The organism is Paenibacillus sp. FSL P4-0184, from assembly GCF_038004625.1.
In the GTDB taxonomy this organism is placed as follows: Bacteria; Bacillota; Bacilli; order Paenibacillales; family Paenibacillaceae; genus Paenibacillus_AQ.
The window spans coordinates 2,938,036-2,957,936 of sequence record NZ_JBBORN010000001.1; the positions used below are offsets into that span (position 1 = coordinate 2,938,036).

At 45.2% G+C, this 19,901-nt stretch carries 17 protein-coding genes; 13 read left to right on the forward strand and 4 right to left on the reverse strand.

All coding sequences use genetic code 11. The features are described 5' to 3' along the window. Positions 1-106 precede the first annotated feature (106 nt). The 5 genes from MKY52_RS12835 (at position 107) to MKY52_RS12855 (ending at position 5,141) form a co-directional block, all read left to right on the forward strand. Entirely contained in the window at positions 107-1,549 is a 1,443-nt protein-coding gene (locus MKY52_RS12835; RefSeq protein WP_445671022.1) for a SulP family inorganic anion transporter, read from the forward strand. Between the two features lie 189 nt (positions 1,550-1,738). Next, positions 1,739-2,221: an Rrf2 family transcriptional regulator gene (locus tag MKY52_RS12840; RefSeq protein WP_149644874.1), complete on the forward strand. Its 483-nt coding sequence runs from the start codon at positions 1,739-1,741 to the stop codon at positions 2,219-2,221. A 21-nt stretch (positions 2,222-2,242) separates the two neighbouring features. Then, positions 2,243-3,241 (forward strand): LLM class flavin-dependent oxidoreductase, encoded by a 999-nt coding sequence (locus tag MKY52_RS12845; protein WP_341051625.1) that lies wholly within the window; start codon positions 2,243-2,245, stop codon positions 3,239-3,241. 187 nt (positions 3,242-3,428) lie between these two features. After that, positions 3,429-4,202 (forward strand): hypothetical protein, encoded by a 774-nt coding sequence (locus tag MKY52_RS12850; RefSeq protein WP_341051627.1) that lies wholly within the window; start codon positions 3,429-3,431, stop codon positions 4,200-4,202. A 105-nt stretch (positions 4,203-4,307) separates the two neighbouring features. After that, the gene (locus MKY52_RS12855; protein WP_042191910.1) at positions 4,308-5,141 is read left to right on the forward strand and encodes a prohibitin family protein; all 834 of its coding nucleotides are present in this window, start codon (positions 4,308-4,310) and stop codon (positions 5,139-5,141) included. A gap of 128 nt (positions 5,142-5,269) precedes the next feature. On the opposite strand, the gene MKY52_RS12860 is transcribed toward MKY52_RS12855, so the two are convergent. Together MKY52_RS12860 and MKY52_RS12865 are read right to left on the reverse strand one after the other, a co-directional pair. Continuing rightward, positions 5,270-6,262 carry a ketoacyl-ACP synthase III gene (locus tag MKY52_RS12860; protein WP_076285496.1) on the reverse strand — a complete coding sequence of 331 codons (993 nt, stop codon included), beginning with the start codon at positions 6,260-6,262 and terminating at the stop codon, positions 5,270-5,272. A 10-nt stretch (positions 6,263-6,272) separates the two neighbouring features. Then, positions 6,273-6,614: a hypothetical protein gene (locus MKY52_RS12865; RefSeq protein WP_042191906.1), complete on the reverse strand. Its 342-nt coding sequence runs from the start codon at positions 6,612-6,614 to the stop codon at positions 6,273-6,275. 322 nt (positions 6,615-6,936) lie between these two features. On the opposite strand from MKY52_RS12865, the gene deoC reads away from it, so the two are divergent. The 6 genes from deoC (at position 6,937) to MKY52_RS12895 (ending at position 14,655) form a co-directional block, all read left to right on the forward strand. Beyond that, on the forward strand, positions 6,937-7,614 hold the full coding sequence (gene deoC, locus MKY52_RS12870; protein WP_143759565.1) for a deoxyribose-phosphate aldolase: 678 nt from the start codon (positions 6,937-6,939) through the stop codon (positions 7,612-7,614). 313 nt (positions 7,615-7,927) lie between these two features. After that, positions 7,928-9,220, forward strand: a complete 1,293-nt coding sequence (locus MKY52_RS12875; protein WP_042131076.1) for a homocysteine synthase — start codon at positions 7,928-7,930, stop codon at positions 9,218-9,220. A 210-nt stretch (positions 9,221-9,430) separates the two neighbouring features. Continuing rightward, positions 9,431-10,507, forward strand: coding sequence for a hypothetical protein (locus MKY52_RS12880; protein ID WP_341051629.1), 1,077 nt, complete (start codon positions 9,431-9,433; stop codon positions 10,505-10,507). A gap of 782 nt (positions 10,508-11,289) precedes the next feature. Further along, complete coding sequence (locus tag MKY52_RS12885) at positions 11,290-13,254, forward strand: heavy metal translocating P-type ATPase (protein WP_341051630.1); 1,965 nt, start codon at positions 11,290-11,292, stop codon at positions 13,252-13,254. A gap of 156 nt (positions 13,255-13,410) precedes the next feature. Beyond that, positions 13,411-14,352: a thioredoxin-disulfide reductase gene (trxB, locus tag MKY52_RS12890; RefSeq protein ID WP_042191901.1), complete on the forward strand. Its 942-nt coding sequence runs from the start codon at positions 13,411-13,413 to the stop codon at positions 14,350-14,352. Positions 14,353-14,421: 69 nt separating this feature from the next. Then, positions 14,422-14,655 (forward strand): glutaredoxin family protein, encoded by a 234-nt coding sequence (locus tag MKY52_RS12895; protein ID WP_042191899.1) that lies wholly within the window; start codon positions 14,422-14,424, stop codon positions 14,653-14,655. Positions 14,656-14,921: 266 nt separating this feature from the next. Here MKY52_RS12895 and MKY52_RS12900 read toward each other — a convergent pair whose 3' ends face one another. Together MKY52_RS12900 and MKY52_RS12905 are read right to left on the reverse strand one after the other, a co-directional pair. Then, positions 14,922-15,122, reverse strand: coding sequence for a hypothetical protein (locus MKY52_RS12900; RefSeq protein ID WP_042191897.1), 201 nt, complete (start codon positions 15,120-15,122; stop codon positions 14,922-14,924). Positions 15,123-15,337: 215 nt separating this feature from the next. After that, entirely contained in the window at positions 15,338-16,498 is a 1,161-nt protein-coding gene (locus MKY52_RS12905; protein ID WP_341051631.1) for an ROK family transcriptional regulator, read from the reverse strand. Between the two features lie 376 nt (positions 16,499-16,874). Here MKY52_RS12905 and xylA point away from each other — a divergent pair, with 376 nt between their 5' ends. Both xylA and xylB read left to right on the forward strand, forming a co-directional pair. Beyond that, positions 16,875-18,191: a xylose isomerase gene (gene xylA, locus MKY52_RS12910; protein ID WP_341051632.1), complete on the forward strand. Its 1,317-nt coding sequence runs from the start codon at positions 16,875-16,877 to the stop codon at positions 18,189-18,191. 186 nt (positions 18,192-18,377) lie between these two features. Then, positions 18,378-19,874: a xylulokinase gene (gene xylB, locus MKY52_RS12915; RefSeq protein WP_341051633.1), complete on the forward strand. Its 1,497-nt coding sequence runs from the start codon at positions 18,378-18,380 to the stop codon at positions 19,872-19,874. Positions 19,875-19,901: the final 27 nt, after the last annotated feature.

Sequence of the window (19,901 nt, forward strand, 5' to 3'; positions counted from 1 at the left end):
TGAAGGTGAAGGCGGGTCGAGTACAATAAGGAACATTAGCGTTGCACCGGCCCCGGGTCTTTTTGAAAAAGGCCTATATACCTTATGAGTCACAGGAGGAAATTAGATTTTGAAGCAGCTTACCTTAAATAATGGGTGGTTTTCTAACACTCGAACCGATATTTTATCGGGGATGACCGTAGCCGTTGCACTGATTCCTGAAGCGATCGCTTTTTCGATCTTGGCGGGAGTAAGTCCGATGGTTGGTTTATATGCCTCTTTCTGTATTGCAATTATAACCGCACTTGCCGGAGGCAGACCCGGAATGATCTCGGCGGCTACAGGGGCTATGGCCCTATTAGTCGGAAGTCTCGTACTAGAGCATGGAATAGAGTATCTGTTCGCGGCAACTGTACTGGCTGGTGTGTTTCAGATATTGATGGGGATGCTAAAGCTGGGCCGATTCATCACTTTTTTGCCACAGCCGGTCATGACGGGGTTTGTCAACGCGCTGGCGATACTGATTTTCATGGCGCAGCTTACCCATTTTAAGGGACAAGGCTGGGTGATGTATGGACTGGTAGCTCTGACATTGCTTATTATCTATACGGTTCCTCGGTTTACCAAAGCCGTACCCTCAGCGCTTGTAGCGATTGTTATCGTTTCTATTCTTAGCATCGCTCTTCATCTGGACGTAAGAACCGTAGGGGATATGGGGAATATTACAGCAACTTTGCCACTATTCCATTTACCGCAGATCCCGTTCACGCTGGATACGCTGCTTATTATTTTGCCATATTCACTCTCGCTGGCCGTAGTTGGGTTATTGGAATCACTGATGACTGCCACCTTAATAGACGATATTACGGGCACAGGTAGTGATAAGAACAGAGAGGCGAAGGGACAGGGGCTGGCGAATGTAGTCACTGGTTTTTTCGGAGGGATGGCAGGCTGTGCGATGATTGGCCAGTCAATGGTTAACATGAAGTCAGGAGGACGCACGCGTCTGTCCACGTTTGTATCAGGGATCTTTTTATTGTTCCTAATTATCGTACTTGGCGATGTGGTTAAGCAGATTCCGATGGGCGCGCTCGTTGGCGTAATGATAATGGTCTGTATCAGCACCTTTGAATGGGGCTCGCTTAAATCTCTAACCCGTGTTCCGCTTAGCGATGCGCTGGTTATGATTGTGACGGTGGTCACCGTGTTGGCTACAGACAATCTTTCTATTGGCGTTTTGTTTGGGGTTCTGCTAAGTGCTTTAACGTTTGCTTGGAAAATAGCTTCGATCCGCCTAACAGTTCAGGAAGCTGCCTCTTCCAAAACATATGCGGTTACCGGCCAGCTGTTCTTCGGCACGACAAGCCACTTCATTCATGAATTCGCCTACGATAGCGATCCCGATCATATTATTATCGATTTTTCACACTCTCATGTGTGGGACCAATCCGCAGTTCATGCCATAGCGAAGACGATGAGCAAATACGCCGAGCGTGGCAAAAAAGTCACCATTACCGGACTTAATAATCAGAGCTCACAGCTGGTTCAGCGGGTGGGATTATCCATATGAAAAAAGATTGCGCTATATGCGCGATCTTTTTTTTATAGCAGATATTAACTGTAAGAGAAGACGAGCAGGGTTTTACTTTTGGTGCAAACTGATATAAAGTATAAAGTGGATAATGTTTATCCGCTTTATACGCGGGTGGTATAGTCTACAGTTTGTATTAAGCAATTTATGTAGATCGAGGTGCTGTACATGCATATGAAAACAGGGGTAGAACAGTCAGTGTATGCACTGGTTCTGCTTAACATGCTGCCGGACAAAGCGGTGTTGTCTGGAGAAGCGATTAGCCAGCAGCTCGGAGCATCGGTGACCTATTTTCAGAAACTGTTAAGAAAGCTGGTAACCGCAGACATCATCACGTCTGTTCCCGGCATTAAAGGTGGCTTTAAATTAAAGAAGAGACCTGAAGATATTCGTGTATATGACGTTTACCTTGCGGTGGAAGGACAGCAGTCGCTGTATTCATCCAATGGTATTCTGGTAGACATGTTGGATTTAGAGAAAGAAGATAGCTGCTGCCTGTTAACCAATCTGATGGAAGAAGCTGAATCCTCTTGGAAAGCTGTATTAAAGCGGGAGACTATTGCTTCGTTGTCGGAGGAAATGCGTGGTGAACGCTTTAAAGATAAGATTGCAGCCTTAGAGGAATGGATCAGCAATAAAATGGTCATCTAACCAAAGAAGGGATGTATTCGCATGAGATTAAGCGTATTGGATCAGGCACCCGTGACAAGTGGTAACACAGCGGAAGGTGCTCTGAATAAAGCAGAAGAACTGGCTATTTTAGCAGATGAGTTGGGATATAGCAGAATGTGGATGGCAGAGCACCATGGCGGAAATACATTTGCTAGCTCAGCTCCGGAAGTAACGGCAGCCCGTTTAGCCGCTAAGACCAACCGTATTCGAATCGGCACCGGCGGTGTTATGATGATGCATTATTCTCCACTTAAGCTGGCGGAAGTATTTAAAACGTTAAGTGCTTTTTCCCCGGGGAGAATTGATTTCGGTGTGGGACGAGCTCCTGGTGGCGATACAAGTGCTATGTACGCTCTGTCTGAAGGCCGCGAGTTAATGCTGCATAACATGTATGATAAGCTTGGCATTACTATGCAGCTGCTTAGTGATCAGATTCCGGAAAATGAGTTGTATGCCAAAAATCTTGCCGCTCCAACGAAGGTGGTGCTCCCTGAGGTATGGTTGTTAGGCTCGAGCGGCAACAGTGCGCGAAAAGCAGCACAGATGGGAGTCGGATACTCCTTTGCGCAATTTTTTAATGGTGCCATGAGTAATGAGATTTTGGATCAATATCGGAATAACTACCAGCCTTCTATCTTCATGGACAAACCTGAGATTAGTGTATCCTATATGGTGACCACAGCAGAAACGAAGGAAGAAGCTGAGTATGAGGCATTACCGCAGGATATTTTTCGGTTGATGATGAGCAAGGGCAGAATTACTCAGGTGCTGACACCAGAAGAAGCTCAGAACATATCGTTATCGGAAATTGACCGGATGTCAATCAAGGAAAGCCGTAAGATTCATTTGGTTGGTGCGGTTAAAGACATCGCCGTACGCCTGCAAGAAGAACAAGCACAATATGGTTTCCAGGAAGCGATGATTTGCAGCATTCCGCATTCGCAGGAGAAACGGCTAGAGGTTTACCGACTACTGGCGCGTGAACTGCTAGGTTCTTGATTCTTTCCTCTCAAACCCGCATTTGATGCGGGTTTTTTGTATGCCAATTTAGCTTTTTGATCGGCGCATACCCTCAAAAGACAATAAATTAACCCTACCGCCTCCTAAAAGTAACATTTGAATGCCTAACTTCATCTATGATTAATGAAAGATTTAATTTTAAAAAGAGGATAGGAAGTGATCAAGGATGTTTCCTCTACATAAATCCGTTACGCTGACAGCTTTGCTTCTAATTAATCTGCTGGCAGGTTGCCAACATCAGGTTGACCCATCCCCCCTTCAATCGGCTAACGACTACCACACATCAAGACCGAAGCCAACGGACACCGCTGCAAATCTCATCAAGCTAGAGTGGAAGCTGGTGGATACAATCCCCGTAGTCTCTCAACTAAGTGATCCACCTACAGGCGCTACTTTAATTACAGAGAAGAAGCTGGATAATTTCGGAGGAGTCAAAGTGAAGGTGTATACGATGGCTAGTGACGAAGACTACGTGTATGCCAACATTTCTACTTCCAAAGGACAATACAGTCTAGGGGCGATAGGAACTTATAATTATCGTCAGCCGGAGGATATCAAGGTAGAAGTGGTGCGGATTTTTAGCGAAAAGGTGCTGAAAATCACCGGTGGACTAGGAGCAAATAATTCGCTCACTAACTATTATTTAATCGACGAGAGTGGTAACCCCTCGGGATTGCTGCAAATAGATACCGGACATTCCAAAGAGCTGGATGTTGATGGGGATGGATCTATTGAGGGTGTAGCCGCGCATGGAAATCCGATGAGTGCCTACATTTACCGCTGGAATGTTGATCACGCTGAGGTAACTTACGTTAATGATGCTTTGAAGGCGGACTCCGTAGTGCTAACGGATGAAGGAATATATGAAGCTTTTAATATCGGGGACAAGCAGAGCAAAAGATTCCGATTGACCCTAGAAGGACTGATCCCAGAGCGGTAACGCCATGACCACTGCTGCTGAAATATTTCCTGCGACCAATTCCCTCAAACCTCCGTATAGACGATTAAGCTTAAATGATTATCCATAATCTAGGAGGGGTATTGGATGAATATGCAAATGAATCCGAAATTGAAACAGCTGCGACCGGGGAAAATAGTTAGCGGTGTTGCAGCGGTGCTCATTGTATTGTTGATTGGCGCGAACTCTTTTGTATCTGTGGAATATGGGCATGTAGGTTTGTACAAAACCTTTGGTAAATTAAATGACAATACGTTGTCACCTGGTATTCATTTTAAAGTTCCGTTTATTCAGACGGTGATTCAAGTCAATACGCAGGTAACGAAAGCGGAGACCGATACTTCAGCCTCTTCAAAAGATCTTCAGCCCGTATCCACACATGTAGCGGTGAACTATTCCGTAAATAAGGCTTCTGCCTTTAATCTGATGAACAATATCGGAGGTAATTTTGATAATGTAATTATCAATCCGGCCATTCAAGAAATCGTTAAAGAAGTGACAGCCAAATATCCAGCAGAGGATTTGATTACACGCCGTGATGTAGTGTCGAGTGAGATCAGTGAGCACTTAACCGCTAGGCTGGCAAAATATGATCTGATCGTCAACGATATTAACATTGTTAACTTTAAATTCTCTGAGGCGTTTAACCAGTCGATTGAAGCGAAGCAGGTCGCCCAGCAGCAGGCGCTGAAGGCCGAAAATGATCTCCGGCGGATTGAAATTGAAGCGAAGCAAAAGATCGCCCAGGCGCAAGCTGAAGCCGAATCTTTAAGACTTAAGAAGCAAGAGGTTACGCCTGAGCTGGTGCAGCTGAAGCAAATAGAGGTTCAGGAGAAAGCGCTGGAAAAATGGAACGGCGTACTGCCATCTGTAACAGGGGGAGCCACTCCATTTGTGGATGTTCAATCCCTGACTAAATAATTCATTATTAGATTTCTGATTTATTTCACAAATTGCTGTGCTGTGTTTGAGTTCGTAGCTGTCTGCTTCAACATCTGTTCCTCTGATGGGAAAGCCCTACTTCTATAGAAGTAGGGCTTTTTATGCTATTAATATTGATAAAGCATTGTAGGAATTTGCCAACCAGCACCAACCGACCAGAAGAAGACATAATCGCCACGTTTGATTCGTCCGTCTTCGACTCCGCGTTGAAAGGCGATAAAAGGACTGCTTGTAGCCGTATATCCGAACTCGTCGCCTACATAGATGAATTTCTCATCAGTAAGTCCAAGACCCTCTTGGATGAGTTCGATATTTTTGAGAGAGAATTGTGAAAGGCAGAAGGCAGATATATCATCTGTAGTCAGGCCGTTTCTTGAGAGAAGCTCTTTCATGTCTGCAACCGCCGCATTTACACAAACAGTACCGTCAAAGGGTGTCCAGCGTATCCGAATTTGCTCAGGTGTAATGTCCTCGTGATAAATATTCGATAAACCGCAAGCAGGGAACATAATATTCTCAGATCCCTCAGAATCAGTGTAATAAAGGGAGTCAATGAAGCCTGATTGCTCGCTACTCCGTTCCAGAATGACAGCTGCTGCGGCATCTCCGAAGTTAGGGTAAGTAATTTCATCATCCGTATTGCAGTGCACTGAGCTATAGTCGCTTCCCACGACAAGTGCGTACCGGATACTAGGATTAGCTTGCATATAACGACTTGTCTGCTCTACAGCAGACACCATTCCTGCACAGTTGGCATTGGAATCTTGCGTAATGGTCCGATGTTTACCTTGTAGCATGCGGTGCAGCAGGAGTGCGTTGGTAGGATAGGTATATTCCGGTGTCTGTGAAGCGAACATGATCATATCCATATCTTCACCTTGTAAATTGGCTTCTTGTAGCGCTTTTTGGGCGGCTTTGAGTCCCATCGTTAGGGCATTTTCATCCTTATCGTTTACGATGTATCTCCGGTCACGACCCATGACTTCTAGGAATCGCTTAATGTCCTTGCCCATACTCTGGAAATGCTCCAGATAATAATCATTAGATACGACATGTTCCGGATGGTAATAAGCGGCTTGGCGGATGGTTATATGTCCCAAATGAAACCTCCTATGCTTCAATAATTTCGTAATTTTCTAATTTCGTTGCCCGGGCTACTCGGCTTAGCTGCATTTTTAGGACAGGGCTTTTGGCAATAATGAAGGTTACTTTTTTAAATCCTGATTCTTTATACAGTATGTAGCATTGCTCAAGCATAGGAAGAGTGTCGGGCGAGGATACGTTTAATGTCTTGCAATCTAAAATGATCTCATATTGTGCTGGGTCAAATGTACTTACGATTTGGTTGTACTCTTGAATGAAGCGCCCGGCGTCCTCGGGTGACATAGAACCTTCTACTTGTACATTCAGTTTTTGGGCTGCAGCATTTGAGGTGAAATTAAAGTTTCCCATTTTAAATCGATCTCCTCCTAAATGTGATAAAAGAAAAATTTAAATAAATAGGCTAAAAAACCCATTTATATAGATATTATCGTATTTTTTAATGGGAAAGTTTAGGGGGATTATCCTTTATATTTTAAAAAATACAAGAAGGTATAAAATTAACTTGAAAAGATAATTTAGTAAATAATGACCTTCTCTAAGTGTATTTATATGAATTAATCGAGGTTAGGGTGGGTCTGATCGCCCATTCGACTTTGCAAAGCAGAGTTCTATTGGTATGATTACAGAGATGAAAAAAATTCACTATCCAAATCATGGAGGAATGACAAAAATGAGCGAAATTACACTATCGCGGATCATTGATCATACACTGCTTAAAGCAGATGCACGGAAAGAAGATATCGTTAAATTGGCAGAGGAAGCAAAAGCATATAAGTTTGCTTCAGTCTGCGTAAACCCTGCTTGGGTAGCTACTGCCCATGAAGTGTTGAAGGATACGCCTGAAGTTAAAGTCTGCACAGTTATCGGCTTCCCGCTCGGATCCTCGACAACAGAGACCAAAGCATTTGAGACTACCAATGCTATCGCTAATGGTGCTGGTGAAGTGGATATGGTCATCAACATCGGAGCGCTGAAAGATGGTAACAATGAGTTGGTTAAACGTGATATTGCAGCAGTTGTAGACGCAGCTCGCGGCAAAGCACTGACTAAGGTCATTATCGAGACCTGTTTATTAACGGAAGAAGAAAAGGTTCGTGCCTGCAAGCTTTCTGTTGAAGCTGGAGCAGACTTCGTAAAAACATCCACAGGATTCTCTACAGGTGGGGCAACGAAGGAAGATATCGCGCTGATGCGTGCAACGGTTGGACCTAATGTGGGTGTGAAGGCTTCCGGTGGTGTTCGTAGTGCAGAAGATGCACATGTAATGGTACAAGCTGGTGCAAGCCGTATTGGTACCAGCGGCGGTGTAGCGATTGCTAAGGGTGAAACAAGCCAAAGCAATTACTAAAAGAAGATAAGTAAAATGGTAGCGGTGAGATGAGGTGGATAAGCTTTATCCGCCGCTATTCTATTTTTTATTGCGTAGATGTTCTGTAGCAGGTACATATGGTGATACACGTTTCTTCGGCTTAAAAATTATTATTGAAAGCGTTATCTGATGATCATCGGACATGCCTTCCTTTGAATTAAATTAAAATATAATAATTCGCACCGGAATAATAAGATTTTTTTCTTTTCAAATGATGTCGTTTATGAGAGAATGGGTACAATTATTATTTGTTAAAGATTTCTATTCTTATTTATAAAGGGAGGAAATACCTATGTCAGAAGACCGTAAGCTGTCATTTGAAACTTTGACTGTTCATGCAGGCCAGGAAATTGATCCAACTACTTTCGCACGTGCTGTACCGCTTTATCAGACCACGTCTTATGGATTCCGTGATGCTGATCATGCAGCGGATCTGTTTGCGCTCAAAGAATTCGGTAATATTTACACTCGGCTGATGAATCCGACTACAGATGTATTTGAACAGCGTTTGGCAGCACTAGAAGGTGGAGCAGGTGCACTTGCTACAGCTTCCGGGGCAGCGGCTATTTCTTTCTCCATTCTAAATATTGCGGGCGCTGGGGATGAAATTGTATCTGCGGCAAGCCTATACGGTGGAACTTATAATCTTTTTTCTACAACGCTGCCAAAGCTTGGTATTAAGGTGCATTTTGTGGATTCGGATAATCCAGAGAACTTCCGTGCTGCGATTAATGATAAAACCAAAGCTTTGTATGCAGAAACCATTGGTAACCCACAGGGGAATGTACTAGATATTGAAGCCGTTGCAGCGATCGCACACGAACATGGAATTCCTCTTATTGTGGATAATACGTTCCCAAGTCCATATTTACTGCGTCCGATTGAGCATGGAGCTGACATCGTTGTTCATTCGGCAACTAAATTCATCGGCGGGCATGGTACATCTATCGGTGGAATTATTGTGGACGGTGGTAAGTTCGATTGGAAGGCAAGCGGTAAGTTCCCAGGACTTACAGAGCCTGATCCAAGTTATCATGGCGTTGTTTATACGGAAGCTGTTGGACCGATTGCTTATATTATCAAAGCCCGCGTTCAATTACTTCGCGATTTAGGTGCTTCTATTTCACCATTTAACTCTTGGATGCTGTTGCAAGGGCTCGAGACACTCCATTTGCGGATGGAACGTCACAGCCAGAATGCACTAAAGGTTGCGCAATATTTGGAGGCACACGCAGATGTAGAATGGGTAAGTTATTCTGGACTTCCTACTCATCCATCTCATGAATTAGCGCAAAAGTATTTACCTAAAGGTCAAGGCGCGATCCTTACCTTCGGTATTAAAGGTGGAAGTGCTGCGGGACGCAAGCTGATTGAAAATGTGAAGCTGTTCTCGCATTTGGCGAATGTCGGTGACTCCAAGTCATTGATTATCCACCCTGCAAGCACAACACATGCACAACTGTCGGATGAAGAGCAAACCACAGCGGGAGTAACTCCGGAATTGCTCCGCTTATCGATTGGTACGGAATCTATTGATGATATTATTTATGATCTGGAACAGGCCATTGCCGCCAGTCAACAATAGAACAATGAAGTTCAAGGAAGGCATCTGCTGCTATGCGGCGATGCCTTTTTTTGTGATTTAATAAGGCTAATTATTCATATGATTTGGCAACGCTTGCATATTTCATGGGAGGTTCCCGTATTTATAAGTGTGGTAATAAGATGTCGGTGGCATGATGTTTATTTACTAGGCGTACCGGCAGCAATCCAAAGATAAAGGGTGGGTGCGAAGATGAAGGGTGAACGTCAGCAGGATGGTTTTCGGAGTAGTGAAGAGCGCCCGTTCAAGTTCATGTATAAGGCCGGTGATCGGGCTGTTGGGATGGAAATGAGTCAAGCCGGATCCGTTGCCTCCGCTGCCGCAGAATTTATCACCGGAGTAGAGCAGAAGGATGTCGTAGAACCTTTGAACCGTTCTTATTTTAAGCGCCCTGGAGAACAGTCGGCCTTCTTAGTGCTGCGTGAAGGACGAGAAGAACGTGAAGAGCGCCCTACTACAAGAGAAGGAACAAGATCCGTTCAAGCTGGACCTTGTCTGATACGAAGTGAGGAATGGCTGCTTGAACCTGAATTGTTCTGTCTTTATGAGAACTGGTTATCCAGTGAAGATGAGCTGCAGGCTAATCGAATGCTGCAGCGGATTTATTATCGATTGCAGGCAGCGACCACAGCGCTGCTGGAATCGCCGGATGGTGAATGGGCAGCCATCACCCTGCTGCATCCAGAGGAGCTTGCGGCGCAGCCCGCAAAGCTCACCGCGCTTCAGGACGCGCAGCTCGAAGCGCTTTTTACTGCGGTGGCGGAGAGCCAGCGGCAAGGCGGCGATTGCCGCCTTGACCTGCTGGTCGCCTACACCGCAAGCGGAGCCGAATTCGCCGCAAAGCGCGAATTCATCGAGGTCGTGGCCGATCAGACACTCGGCCACGCTTATGCGGCGGCGTGCCGCATCGGGGCGCTGATCGCGCCCGATGTCGAGCCCTCCGCCGCCGCGGAAATCGCGCGCATCGCCGATTTCCTAGTGCTCGACGGCGCGGCGAGCGAGCTCGCGCCGGAAGGGGCCGCCGCAGAGGGCTTCACCCTGGCGGCGGGGGAGATCCTTGCCGCCGTGCGGAGCGTGAAGCCGGCGGCGGTAGTTCTCGCCGCGGGGACTCCGGCGGCGTCGGCTTTGGCCGATCTGTATCAGATCGGCCTCAGCGGGATCTTTTGCAGCGCAGGTCAGCGGACCGAAGCGCTGCTTAGAGCAGCCTGTCTGATCTGGATCGCCAGGCAGCAGGAAACACTGGATACTGCCGCCGGTGGAAGGCAGTAGGACAACAACGAAGCGGCTGTTACCTAAGCCGCTTTTTCTTCTAAATAAGACGATACGTTTCATTTAGAATCGATAAAAAGACAAAAGAGCAGTGATTCTGCCGTTATTGGAGAATCACTGCTCTTTATGATTAAGAATTATTTCTCTTCGTTTTGATCATTTTGACTGCCTGCTTCAAAAGTGTACATGTATCCGATAGCGGTTTTGTCCACGTAGTTCTTACTACTCAAATGAAATTAAGTGTATATCAAATAAGATCGTCCAGTGACTCTGAAATATCATCAAAGAGGGGCTGTCGTTAAGGTCATATAGTCTTGTCCCAGCCCTCCATTCGAGGAGCATGTCTTAACAGAACTATTAGATAAAATTCGCCACTAAACGGGCAGCTAACACATATTCTGAAATAAATGGCGTTTAGCTGAATAGATAGGCTTTACTTTTTAATTCCTGGTGGTATTATTAAAACATAAGTTGCACTAAGGAAATATAGTTGTACTGTTGCAACAATGATTATCATTCTCACTACCTATAGTTCTCAATCATGCTGTCCCGGCTAAGCCGGGGCAGCATGTGTCATTTTAGGGGTCTTAATAATGGCTCTCATTCTCACTTGGCAAAACTCCACAAAACAAAGCGTATGCTCACAAAGTAAGTTTTGTTTCGAAGAGAAACCAATGAAGTTAGGCTCCACAAAACAAAGCGTATGCTCACGAAGCAAGTTTTGTTGCGAAGAAGAGTCAATGAAGTAAAACTCCACAAAACTTTAAAGGACGGCGATTATTATGCAAGCAACATCAAAACATTTACCCAAGCAGTCATCTATCTCTGGCAGCATGAAGAAGCCAGGCGCTCCAAAGCGCCGGTTCGATCCGCGTGCAATGCTCAGCAATTCTGAAATGCAGGCTGCTCTGGGCAGCGGACTGCTTATGCTTATTGCTTGGTCTGTTGGTGGATGGTCAGAAATTCTTTCCATAGCGCTCTATGTCATTTCTTATACAATTGGTGGCTGGAACAAGGCAAAGGAAGGCGTAGAAACGCTCGTCAAAGAACGAGATCTCGATGTGAACCTATTAATGATTGCAGCCGCACTAGGCGCAGCTTCCATTGGATACTGGAATGAAGGTGCTATGCTTATTTTCATTTTTGCACTCAGTGGAGCATTAGAGAGTTATACGATGGAACGTAGTAAAAAGGATATTTCCTCGCTGATGGCACTCAAACCGGCTACGGCTATGCGCATTGAAAAAGGAAGTATGAATGAGGTTAATATTGACCAGCTGGTGATCGGAGATCTTCTGCTTGTGCGCCCGGGAGATTTAATTCCGGCAGACGGCAAGGTATATCGGGGGGAATCAGCAGTAGATCAGGCTTCCATTACGGGAGAATCGGTTCCTGTAGAGAAATGTGCCGGTAGCGAGGTTTTTGCAGGCACTGTTAATGGAGAAGGACCCCTTTATATTGAGGTAACGAAAGCAGCTGAGAACACCCTTTTTGCTAAAATCATCAAAATGGTAGAAGAGGCAGAGACGGAAGTTCCTAACTCCCAGCGATTTATTAAAAGACTAGAAGCCATCTATGCACGGGTTGTCGTAGCCTCGACAGTGGCACTGATTATCCTTCCACCGTTTTTGCTGGACTGGAGCTGGAGCGCAACCTTCTATAAAGCGATGGTCTTTCTTGTAGTAGCATCACCTTGCGCTTTGGTCTCTTCCATTATGCCAGCGATGCTGTCAGCCATCTCCAAAAGTGCGCGAAAAGGGGTTCTGTTTAAAGGCGGGGTCCATCTGGAAAATATGGCACGCACAACGGTTGTGGCATTCGATAAGACAGGGACGCTTACAGAGGGAACTCCTCAGGTAACTGATTTTATTGCAGGTGAAGGCTACAGTCGGCAAGAGTTGCTGATGGTTAGCGCATCCATTGAGCATATGTCCCGTCATCCACTGGCGGAAGCGATTGTGCGTAAAGCAGAAGAGGAAGGTTTAGCGCTACAGGGAGTAGAAGACAGTAAAACCATCACAGGTTGGGGAATTGAAGGTCAAATCGACGGACATCTCTGGAGAATCGGTAAGTCTAATTTGCTCGATGAGCTGACTCGATCTGCTATGAATCCTGAACTAGAGCATTGGAAACTTAAGCGGCAGCAGTTGGCTGAAGAAGGGAAGACCGTCTCCATTATTCTGGACGGTGAGCAGATTGCGGGAATGATTGCTTTACAGGATACGGTTCGCCCACAAGCAGAAGCCGCAGTGCGTAAGCTGCAGGAGCTTGGGATTAAAGTGGCAATGCTTACCGGTGACCGTGACGCTACAGCTCAGGTTATTGCAGGTACAACTGGAGTGGATATGGTATTTGCCGATCTATTACCGGAGGATAAAGTAAAGCATATCAGAGCACTACGTGAAAAGTATGGTCACGTTGTTATGGTAGGTGATGGTGTGAATGATGCACCTGCTTTGGCGACAGCAACCGTAGGCATGGGGATGGGCATGAAAGGAAGCGGCGCAGCACTTGAAATAGCCGATGTAGTGCTTATGAATGATAATATAGAAGAGATCGCTTCAACAATATCATTGGCGCGTCGTTCGCAGCGTATTGTGAAGCAAAATATGATTTTTGCTGTGACTGTGATTGCAGTGCTTATGATCAGCAACTTTGTGCAAGGGATCGCTCTTCCTTTTGGCGTGATAGGGCATGAAGGCAGTACGATATTAGTGATTCTAAATGGACTAAGATTATTGCGATAATATTTTTTGAAATTAAATTGTTCACAAAATAGTTTCGGAACTTGGGAGTCTGGCATATTGACATATTTGCTTTCAGTTATCATAATTAACACTACATTATAATTATTTTAAATAAGAAGCGACGTCATTGCCGTTTAGCTCAAGGAGGACATAGATATGTATAAATCAATAATTGTTGGTACTGGACCGGCAGGATTAACCGCCGCTATCTATTTGGCTCGTGCCAATTTGAACCCACTAGTCATCGAAGGACCTCAACCCGGTGGACAATTAACCACAACTACAGAAGTGGAGAATTTCCCTGGATTTCCTGAAGGAATCATGGGCCCTGACTTGATGGATAATATGCGTAAACAAGCTGAACGTTTTGGTGCAGAATTCCGTACGGGCTGGGTGAACAGTGTAGAACTTGGAGAGCGCCCTTTTAAGCTGAATGTTGAAGGAATGGGTGTTCTTACTACAGATACATTGATCATTTCCACAGGCGCTACAGCAAAATACCTCGGTATCCCAGGGGAGCAAGATAACGTAGGACGCGGTGTGAGCACCTGCGCTACCTGTGACGGATTTTTCTTCCGTAATAAAGAGATCGTGGTTGTTGGTGGCGGAGATTCCGCACTTGAGGAAGCGGGTTTCTTGACTCGTTTTGCTTCCAAAGTGACTTTGGTGCACCGTCGTGGAGAATTGCGTGCTTCGAAGATCATGCAGGATCGTGTACGCGCTAATGTTAAAGTAGACTGGAACTTGAACCGTACTCCTCTGGAAGTGACTTCGAGCGAAAGAGGCGTCAATGGACTAAAAGTGCTTAACAATGAGACTGGTGAAGAAGAAATCATCGAAGCAAGCGGCGTGTTTGTTGCGATTGGCCACCACCCTAATACCTCTTTCTTAGGTGGACAGATCACAACCAATGCGGATGGCTATATCATGACGAACCCAGGCACTTCCGAAACTAATATCCCAGGCGTGTTCGCATGTGGTGATGTACAGGATACTCGTTACAGACAAGCGATTACTGCAGCAGGTAGTGGATGTATGGCAGCTATGGATGCTGAGAAATATATCGAAAGCTTGGAGCACAGTGCAGTTATTCTATAATTTGGTTTGAAAAACCCTCAATGCTACAATTGATATCATCACTGTATATCTTTTATAGGAGGTCATACCATGGAGAATGTAATTGTATATACCTCAACAAATTGCCCGCATTGCCGTCAGGTGAAGAGCTTTTTAAGCGAAAAAGGCGTATCCTACGAAGAACGCAATGTCGAGCAGAACGATGATTTTGCGCAGCAAGTATGGGACATGGGAGTGAGGGCTATTCCTGTAACTGTAATCGGTGAGCATAAAATTGTTGGCATGAACAAAACTCAGTTCGACAAAGCACTCGCGACTGTTTAATAATATAAGAATTTATATGCTGCACAACTATAATATCCTTATATTTCTACGAGGAACCGATGTCGTCTTAATAGGACGATAAAGTCGTTTCTTCTTGTTAAATAAGATTTCCATAAGGAAATTGTAATGGGCCGCTTCCGATCAGGAGGCGGTCTTTTTTGAAATATAAGAAAGTATAAAATGCTTGCGAGCTTTAAGCATACAAAAAATAGTCTGACGCATCTGTGCGCAGACTATTTTTATGAAAGTAGATCTAGAAGTAGAGTTTAGGTTTGAGTGAAAGATGTAATGAGCTGAAATAGCACGTATACAGCAGCGCCGCTGCCAATAAGAATAAATCCTGATTTCTTTTTAGCTTGAAAAAAACGGAGCACGCCGAGGCTGATCAAAGGGGCAATAATGAGCAGAAAAAGCAACACAGTGATGAACATCTGTGCCGAGATATCAGACGTATCAACATAGGTCATGGACTCGCTCTCCATTTCAAAAAAGGGGTTGTAGTGATAAATATCACACTAGCTTGACCTTTATTATATAGGATTTCTGTTCTTTTTACTGCACTTTTGATTCACTCAAATGCGTCAATTTTACGTCAATTATTTCAAAATATAAGAATGTATATGTTCCACGCTATAAATTATTCTTATATTTCTCACATAAACGCTTCGCTTACCGTTATGGATTATAGGGTCACCCGAATATCGCCCAGGAAATGCATAACAGCAGAGAAACCTGCGCCGATCATCGTTCCACGGCTGCCGAGCTTAGAGAATGTAATTTCGAGTTGCTGCTTATGGTAAGGAAGAGTACGCTCAGCTACAACCCGGCGCAGCGGTTCGCCTAGCCATTCTTCAGCCTCAGACAATGCCCCACCGATCACAATAAGCTCTGGATTGAAGCTATTGATTAGATTGGTCACCCCGATACCGAGATATTCACCCATCGTTGAGAATTGATGTAGGGCGTCTTCTTGCCCGCCGGCTGCATAGCGAACCAGCTCTGGCGTAGTATGGGCAGGGAGGGAGAGATCGGGATTATCATAAGTTTTCTCAGAGGCATATAACTCCCAACAGCCACGACTCCCGCAACTGCAAGGCTTGCCTTGTGCTTCAATCGTCATATGTCCGGTTTCGCCGGCATATCCTCTTGCACCCTTGTATAACTCTCCACCAATAATAATTCCAGATCCAATCCCTGATCCCGCACTGATGTAAAGGAGATGCCTTACCTCTCGTGCCGCTCCAAAGTTGAGTTCACCCTGTGCACCCGCGTTCGCTTCGTTATCAATGGTGACAGGAACGGAAAATTCAGCTTCGAGTATCGCTCGCAGCTCGACCATTTCCCAGCCAAGGTTGGGAGCGAAGAGTACAACACCATTTTCATCCACCATCCCGGGGACACCTACTCCGATGCCGACGATGCCGTAAGGGGATTCTGGAGCGTTGATAATCAAGCCTGAGATAAGTTTTTTCATTTGTTCCAGAACGTAAGGAAAATCATGGTTTTCTAAGGAGAAATCGCTTTCGTAAAGAATGCCCCCGCTCAGATCACATAAGACCGCTGTTAGCTGCTTTACCCGTAATTCTATGCCGATTACACTACCAGCCATCGTGTTAAAATGCAGCATTAACGGTTTGCGGCCACCGCTTGATTCCCCAGGTCCGACTTCAGTTACCAGTTCTTGCGTGCACAGCTCAGCTACCAAATTGGACACAGTAGCTTTATTCAGTCCGGTCATCTCTGAGACCTTCGCGCGCGAGAGTGGAGAGTGTCTTCGAATGGTATGTAGTACAATCGATTTATTTATTTTTTTGACCAGCGCTTGGTCTCCAGTAACCTTCACAAATCACACATCCTTCTTAAATTATAAGAAAGTATAAGCTTCACGGTATACTTTCTCCTTATAATTCTCGCATAAACGCTTACCGTCCTTAAAAGGACGCTAAAGGCGTTTTAGCTTGGCATAGTTCCCATTTGTTGTATGCCACTTAGTCTAGAGTGATGTGCTGCAAATTGCAATACATAGCGTCAAGAGGAAACTTTCCAACAGGGATCTCCTATATTTGAGAAGAGGAGAGAGGAGGCTAGACAGGGGCCCAAAAAATGGACATAAAAAACTTATCAAAACTTTGTTTAACCAATATACAAAGTCCGAAAGATGTGTTAAGATGATCCTGTAAACGCTTGCGGGCGAAGCACAAATTGAGGAGGATTACACAATGGCTTATTTTGAGACAGTGAACAAAATCTCTTACGAGGGAAGCCGTTCCACCAACCCTTTCGCATTTAAATTTTACAATCCTAAAGAAGTCGTAGCCGGCAAAACTATGGAAGAACATCTGAAATTTGCAATGGCTTATTGGCATACATTAACTGCTGGCGGTTCTGATCCGTTTGGCGCTGAAACAGCAATTCGCAGCTGGAACAAATTGAACGGTCTGGACAAAGCTAAGGCTCGCGCTGAAGCAGCATTTGAATTTATGGACAAGATGGATCTCCCTTACTTCTGCTTCCATGATGTAGACATCGCACCAGAAGGCGCATCTTTGCGTGAATTCTACAGCAACATCGACACCATCGTTGATATCCTTGATCAAGGCATGAAGACTTCCGGCAAGAAATTGTTGTGGAATACAGCTAATATGTTCACTAACCCACGTTACATGCACGGTGCAGGTTCTACACCTAACGCTGATGTTTTCGCACATGCAGCAGCACAAGTGAAGAAAGGTCTGGAAGTTGGTAAACGTCTGGGTGCTAGCAACTATGTATTCTGGGGCGGTCGTGAGGGTTACGAAGAATTGCTGAATACAGATATGGGTCTTGAACAAGACAACATTGCTCGTCTGTTCAGCATGGCTGTAGATTACGCTAAGGAAATCGGCTTTGACGGTCAATTCCTGATCGAGCCTAAACCAAAAGAGCCTACGAAACATCAATATGATTTCGATGCAGCAACAACGATCTCTTTCTTACAAAAATACAACCTCGACAAGCACTTCAAGCTGAACCTTGAAGCTAACCATGCTACGCTTGCAGGTCATACTTTTGAACATGAGCTTCGTGTAGCTCGTATCAACGGCATGCTCGGATCGCTTGATGCTAACCAAGGTGATACATTGCTCGGATGGGATACAGATGAATTCCCAGTTAACATCTACGATGCAACACTTACACTGTATGAAGTACTCAAGAATGATGGTCTTGGCAAAGGCGGAATCAACTTTGACTCTAAAGTACGTCGTCCTTCCTTTGAGCCTGAGGATCTGTTCCTAGCACATATCGCTGGTATGGATACTTATGCAAAAGGCTTGAAAGTAGCTGCTAAATTGATCGAAGATCGCGTATTCGAAGATTTCGTTGAAAAACGTTACAGCAGCTTCAATGAAGGCGTTGGTGCGGACATCGTATCCGGCAAAGCAACTCTGGCTTCCTTGGCTGAATATGCTTTGAACAATGAGAACCCACGCCCTAACCAATCCGGACGTCAAGAATACCTGAGAGCTACCCTTAACCAATACATCTTGGCAGAGTAGTCTTTACAGGGAGCTTGAAGCTTAGGCTTTGAATCCAGTTTGAACAAATGCAACGGGGGTTGCTGAAGAGAGCATTCTTCGGCAGCCCCCTTTTTGTAGTAAAAACTAAGCGGATGCTTACGAAGTGAGTTTTATTGCGAAGAGAATCAAGTAGCTAAGCTCCATAAAACTTTTAGGAGGTCAACAATGAAATACGTTATAGGTGTAGATTTGGGCACTAGCGCAGTGAAGACTGTTCTAGTGGACCCACAGGGCAAGGTGGCTTTTGAGCATTCCGAGTCCTACCCGCTAAGCAGACCGCAGCCGAACTGGAGCGAACAAAATCCTGAGGACTGGGTAAAAGGCACGCTGGTCAGTCTTCGTCGTCTGATTGAAGTATCGGGCATAGACCCATCACAAGTTGATGGTCTTAGCTTCTCCGGGCAAATGCACGGATTGGTACTAGTGGATAAGGAAGGGCAAGTGCTTCGTCCGGCCATTCTTTGGAATGATACTCGTACTACTGCACAGTGCAGAAGAATAGAGAAGACGCTCGGAGCAAAGCTTATTGAGGTTGCTAGAAACCGTGCACTGGAAGGCTTCACACTTCCTAAAATTCTATGGGTACAAGAGAATGAACCTGAGGTATTATCACAAGCGTATCAGTTCCTGTTGCCAAAAGATTATGTGCGTCTCCGGTTGACCGGTGATTATGCGATGGATTATTCCGATGCTGCAGGAACGCTTCTATTAGATGTAGGTTCTAAAACGTGGAGTGCTGAAATTGCTGAAGCTTTTGAACTGCCGCTTTCCCTTTGTCCTAGACTGGTAGAGTCCTTTGAACAGACAGGAACGTTATTGCCGGATATTGCGGAAGCGTCCGGTCTTTTATCTTCAACAAAGGTATTTGCTGGTGGTGCGGATAATGCATGCGGGGCTCTTGGAGCAGGTGTCCTTGGTGAAGGCCGGACGATGTGCAGTATTGGTACATCTGGTGTAGTTCTTTCCTATGAGAGCAACAAAGACTTAAATCTCGAAGGCAAAGTTCATTTCTTCAACCATGGTGAAAAAGATGCCTACTATATCATGGGCGTTACTCTAGCGGCTGGTCATAGCCTTACATGGTTCAAAGAAACCTTTGCGTCAGACAAAAGCTTTGATGAATTGCTAAGTGGAGTAGCTTCCATTCCAGCGGGTAGCGGCGGACTGCTCTTTACACCTTATATCGTAGGGGAACGTACACCTCATCCAGATGCGAATATTCGCGGAAGCTTTATTGGTATGGATTCAGGGCATACGTTGACACATTTTACACGTTCCGTATTAGAAGGCATTACCTTTTCGCTACGTGAATCTATCGAGATTGTACGTGATTCAGGCAAAGAGATTACAGAAATCATTGCGATCGGTGGCGGGGCTAAAAATGAGGCATGGCTCCAGATGCAAGCAGATATTTTCAATGCATCCATCGTGAAGCTTGAAAGTGAGCAAGGTCCGGCTATGGGAGCAGCGATGTTGGCAGCTTACGGTAGTGGCTGGTTCACATCACTTAGTGCATGTGCAGAAGCTTTCATCCGTCCTGCGGATGTATATAAACCGGATCCGAAGCAAGCGGCAATCTATGACGGCTTATTTAACCTCTATCAGGAAGTCTACGGTCAGACCCGTGAACTGAATAACAAGCTGGCAGCGTACCGCCAATAATTAAGGACGCCGAAGGGTTTATGCTTG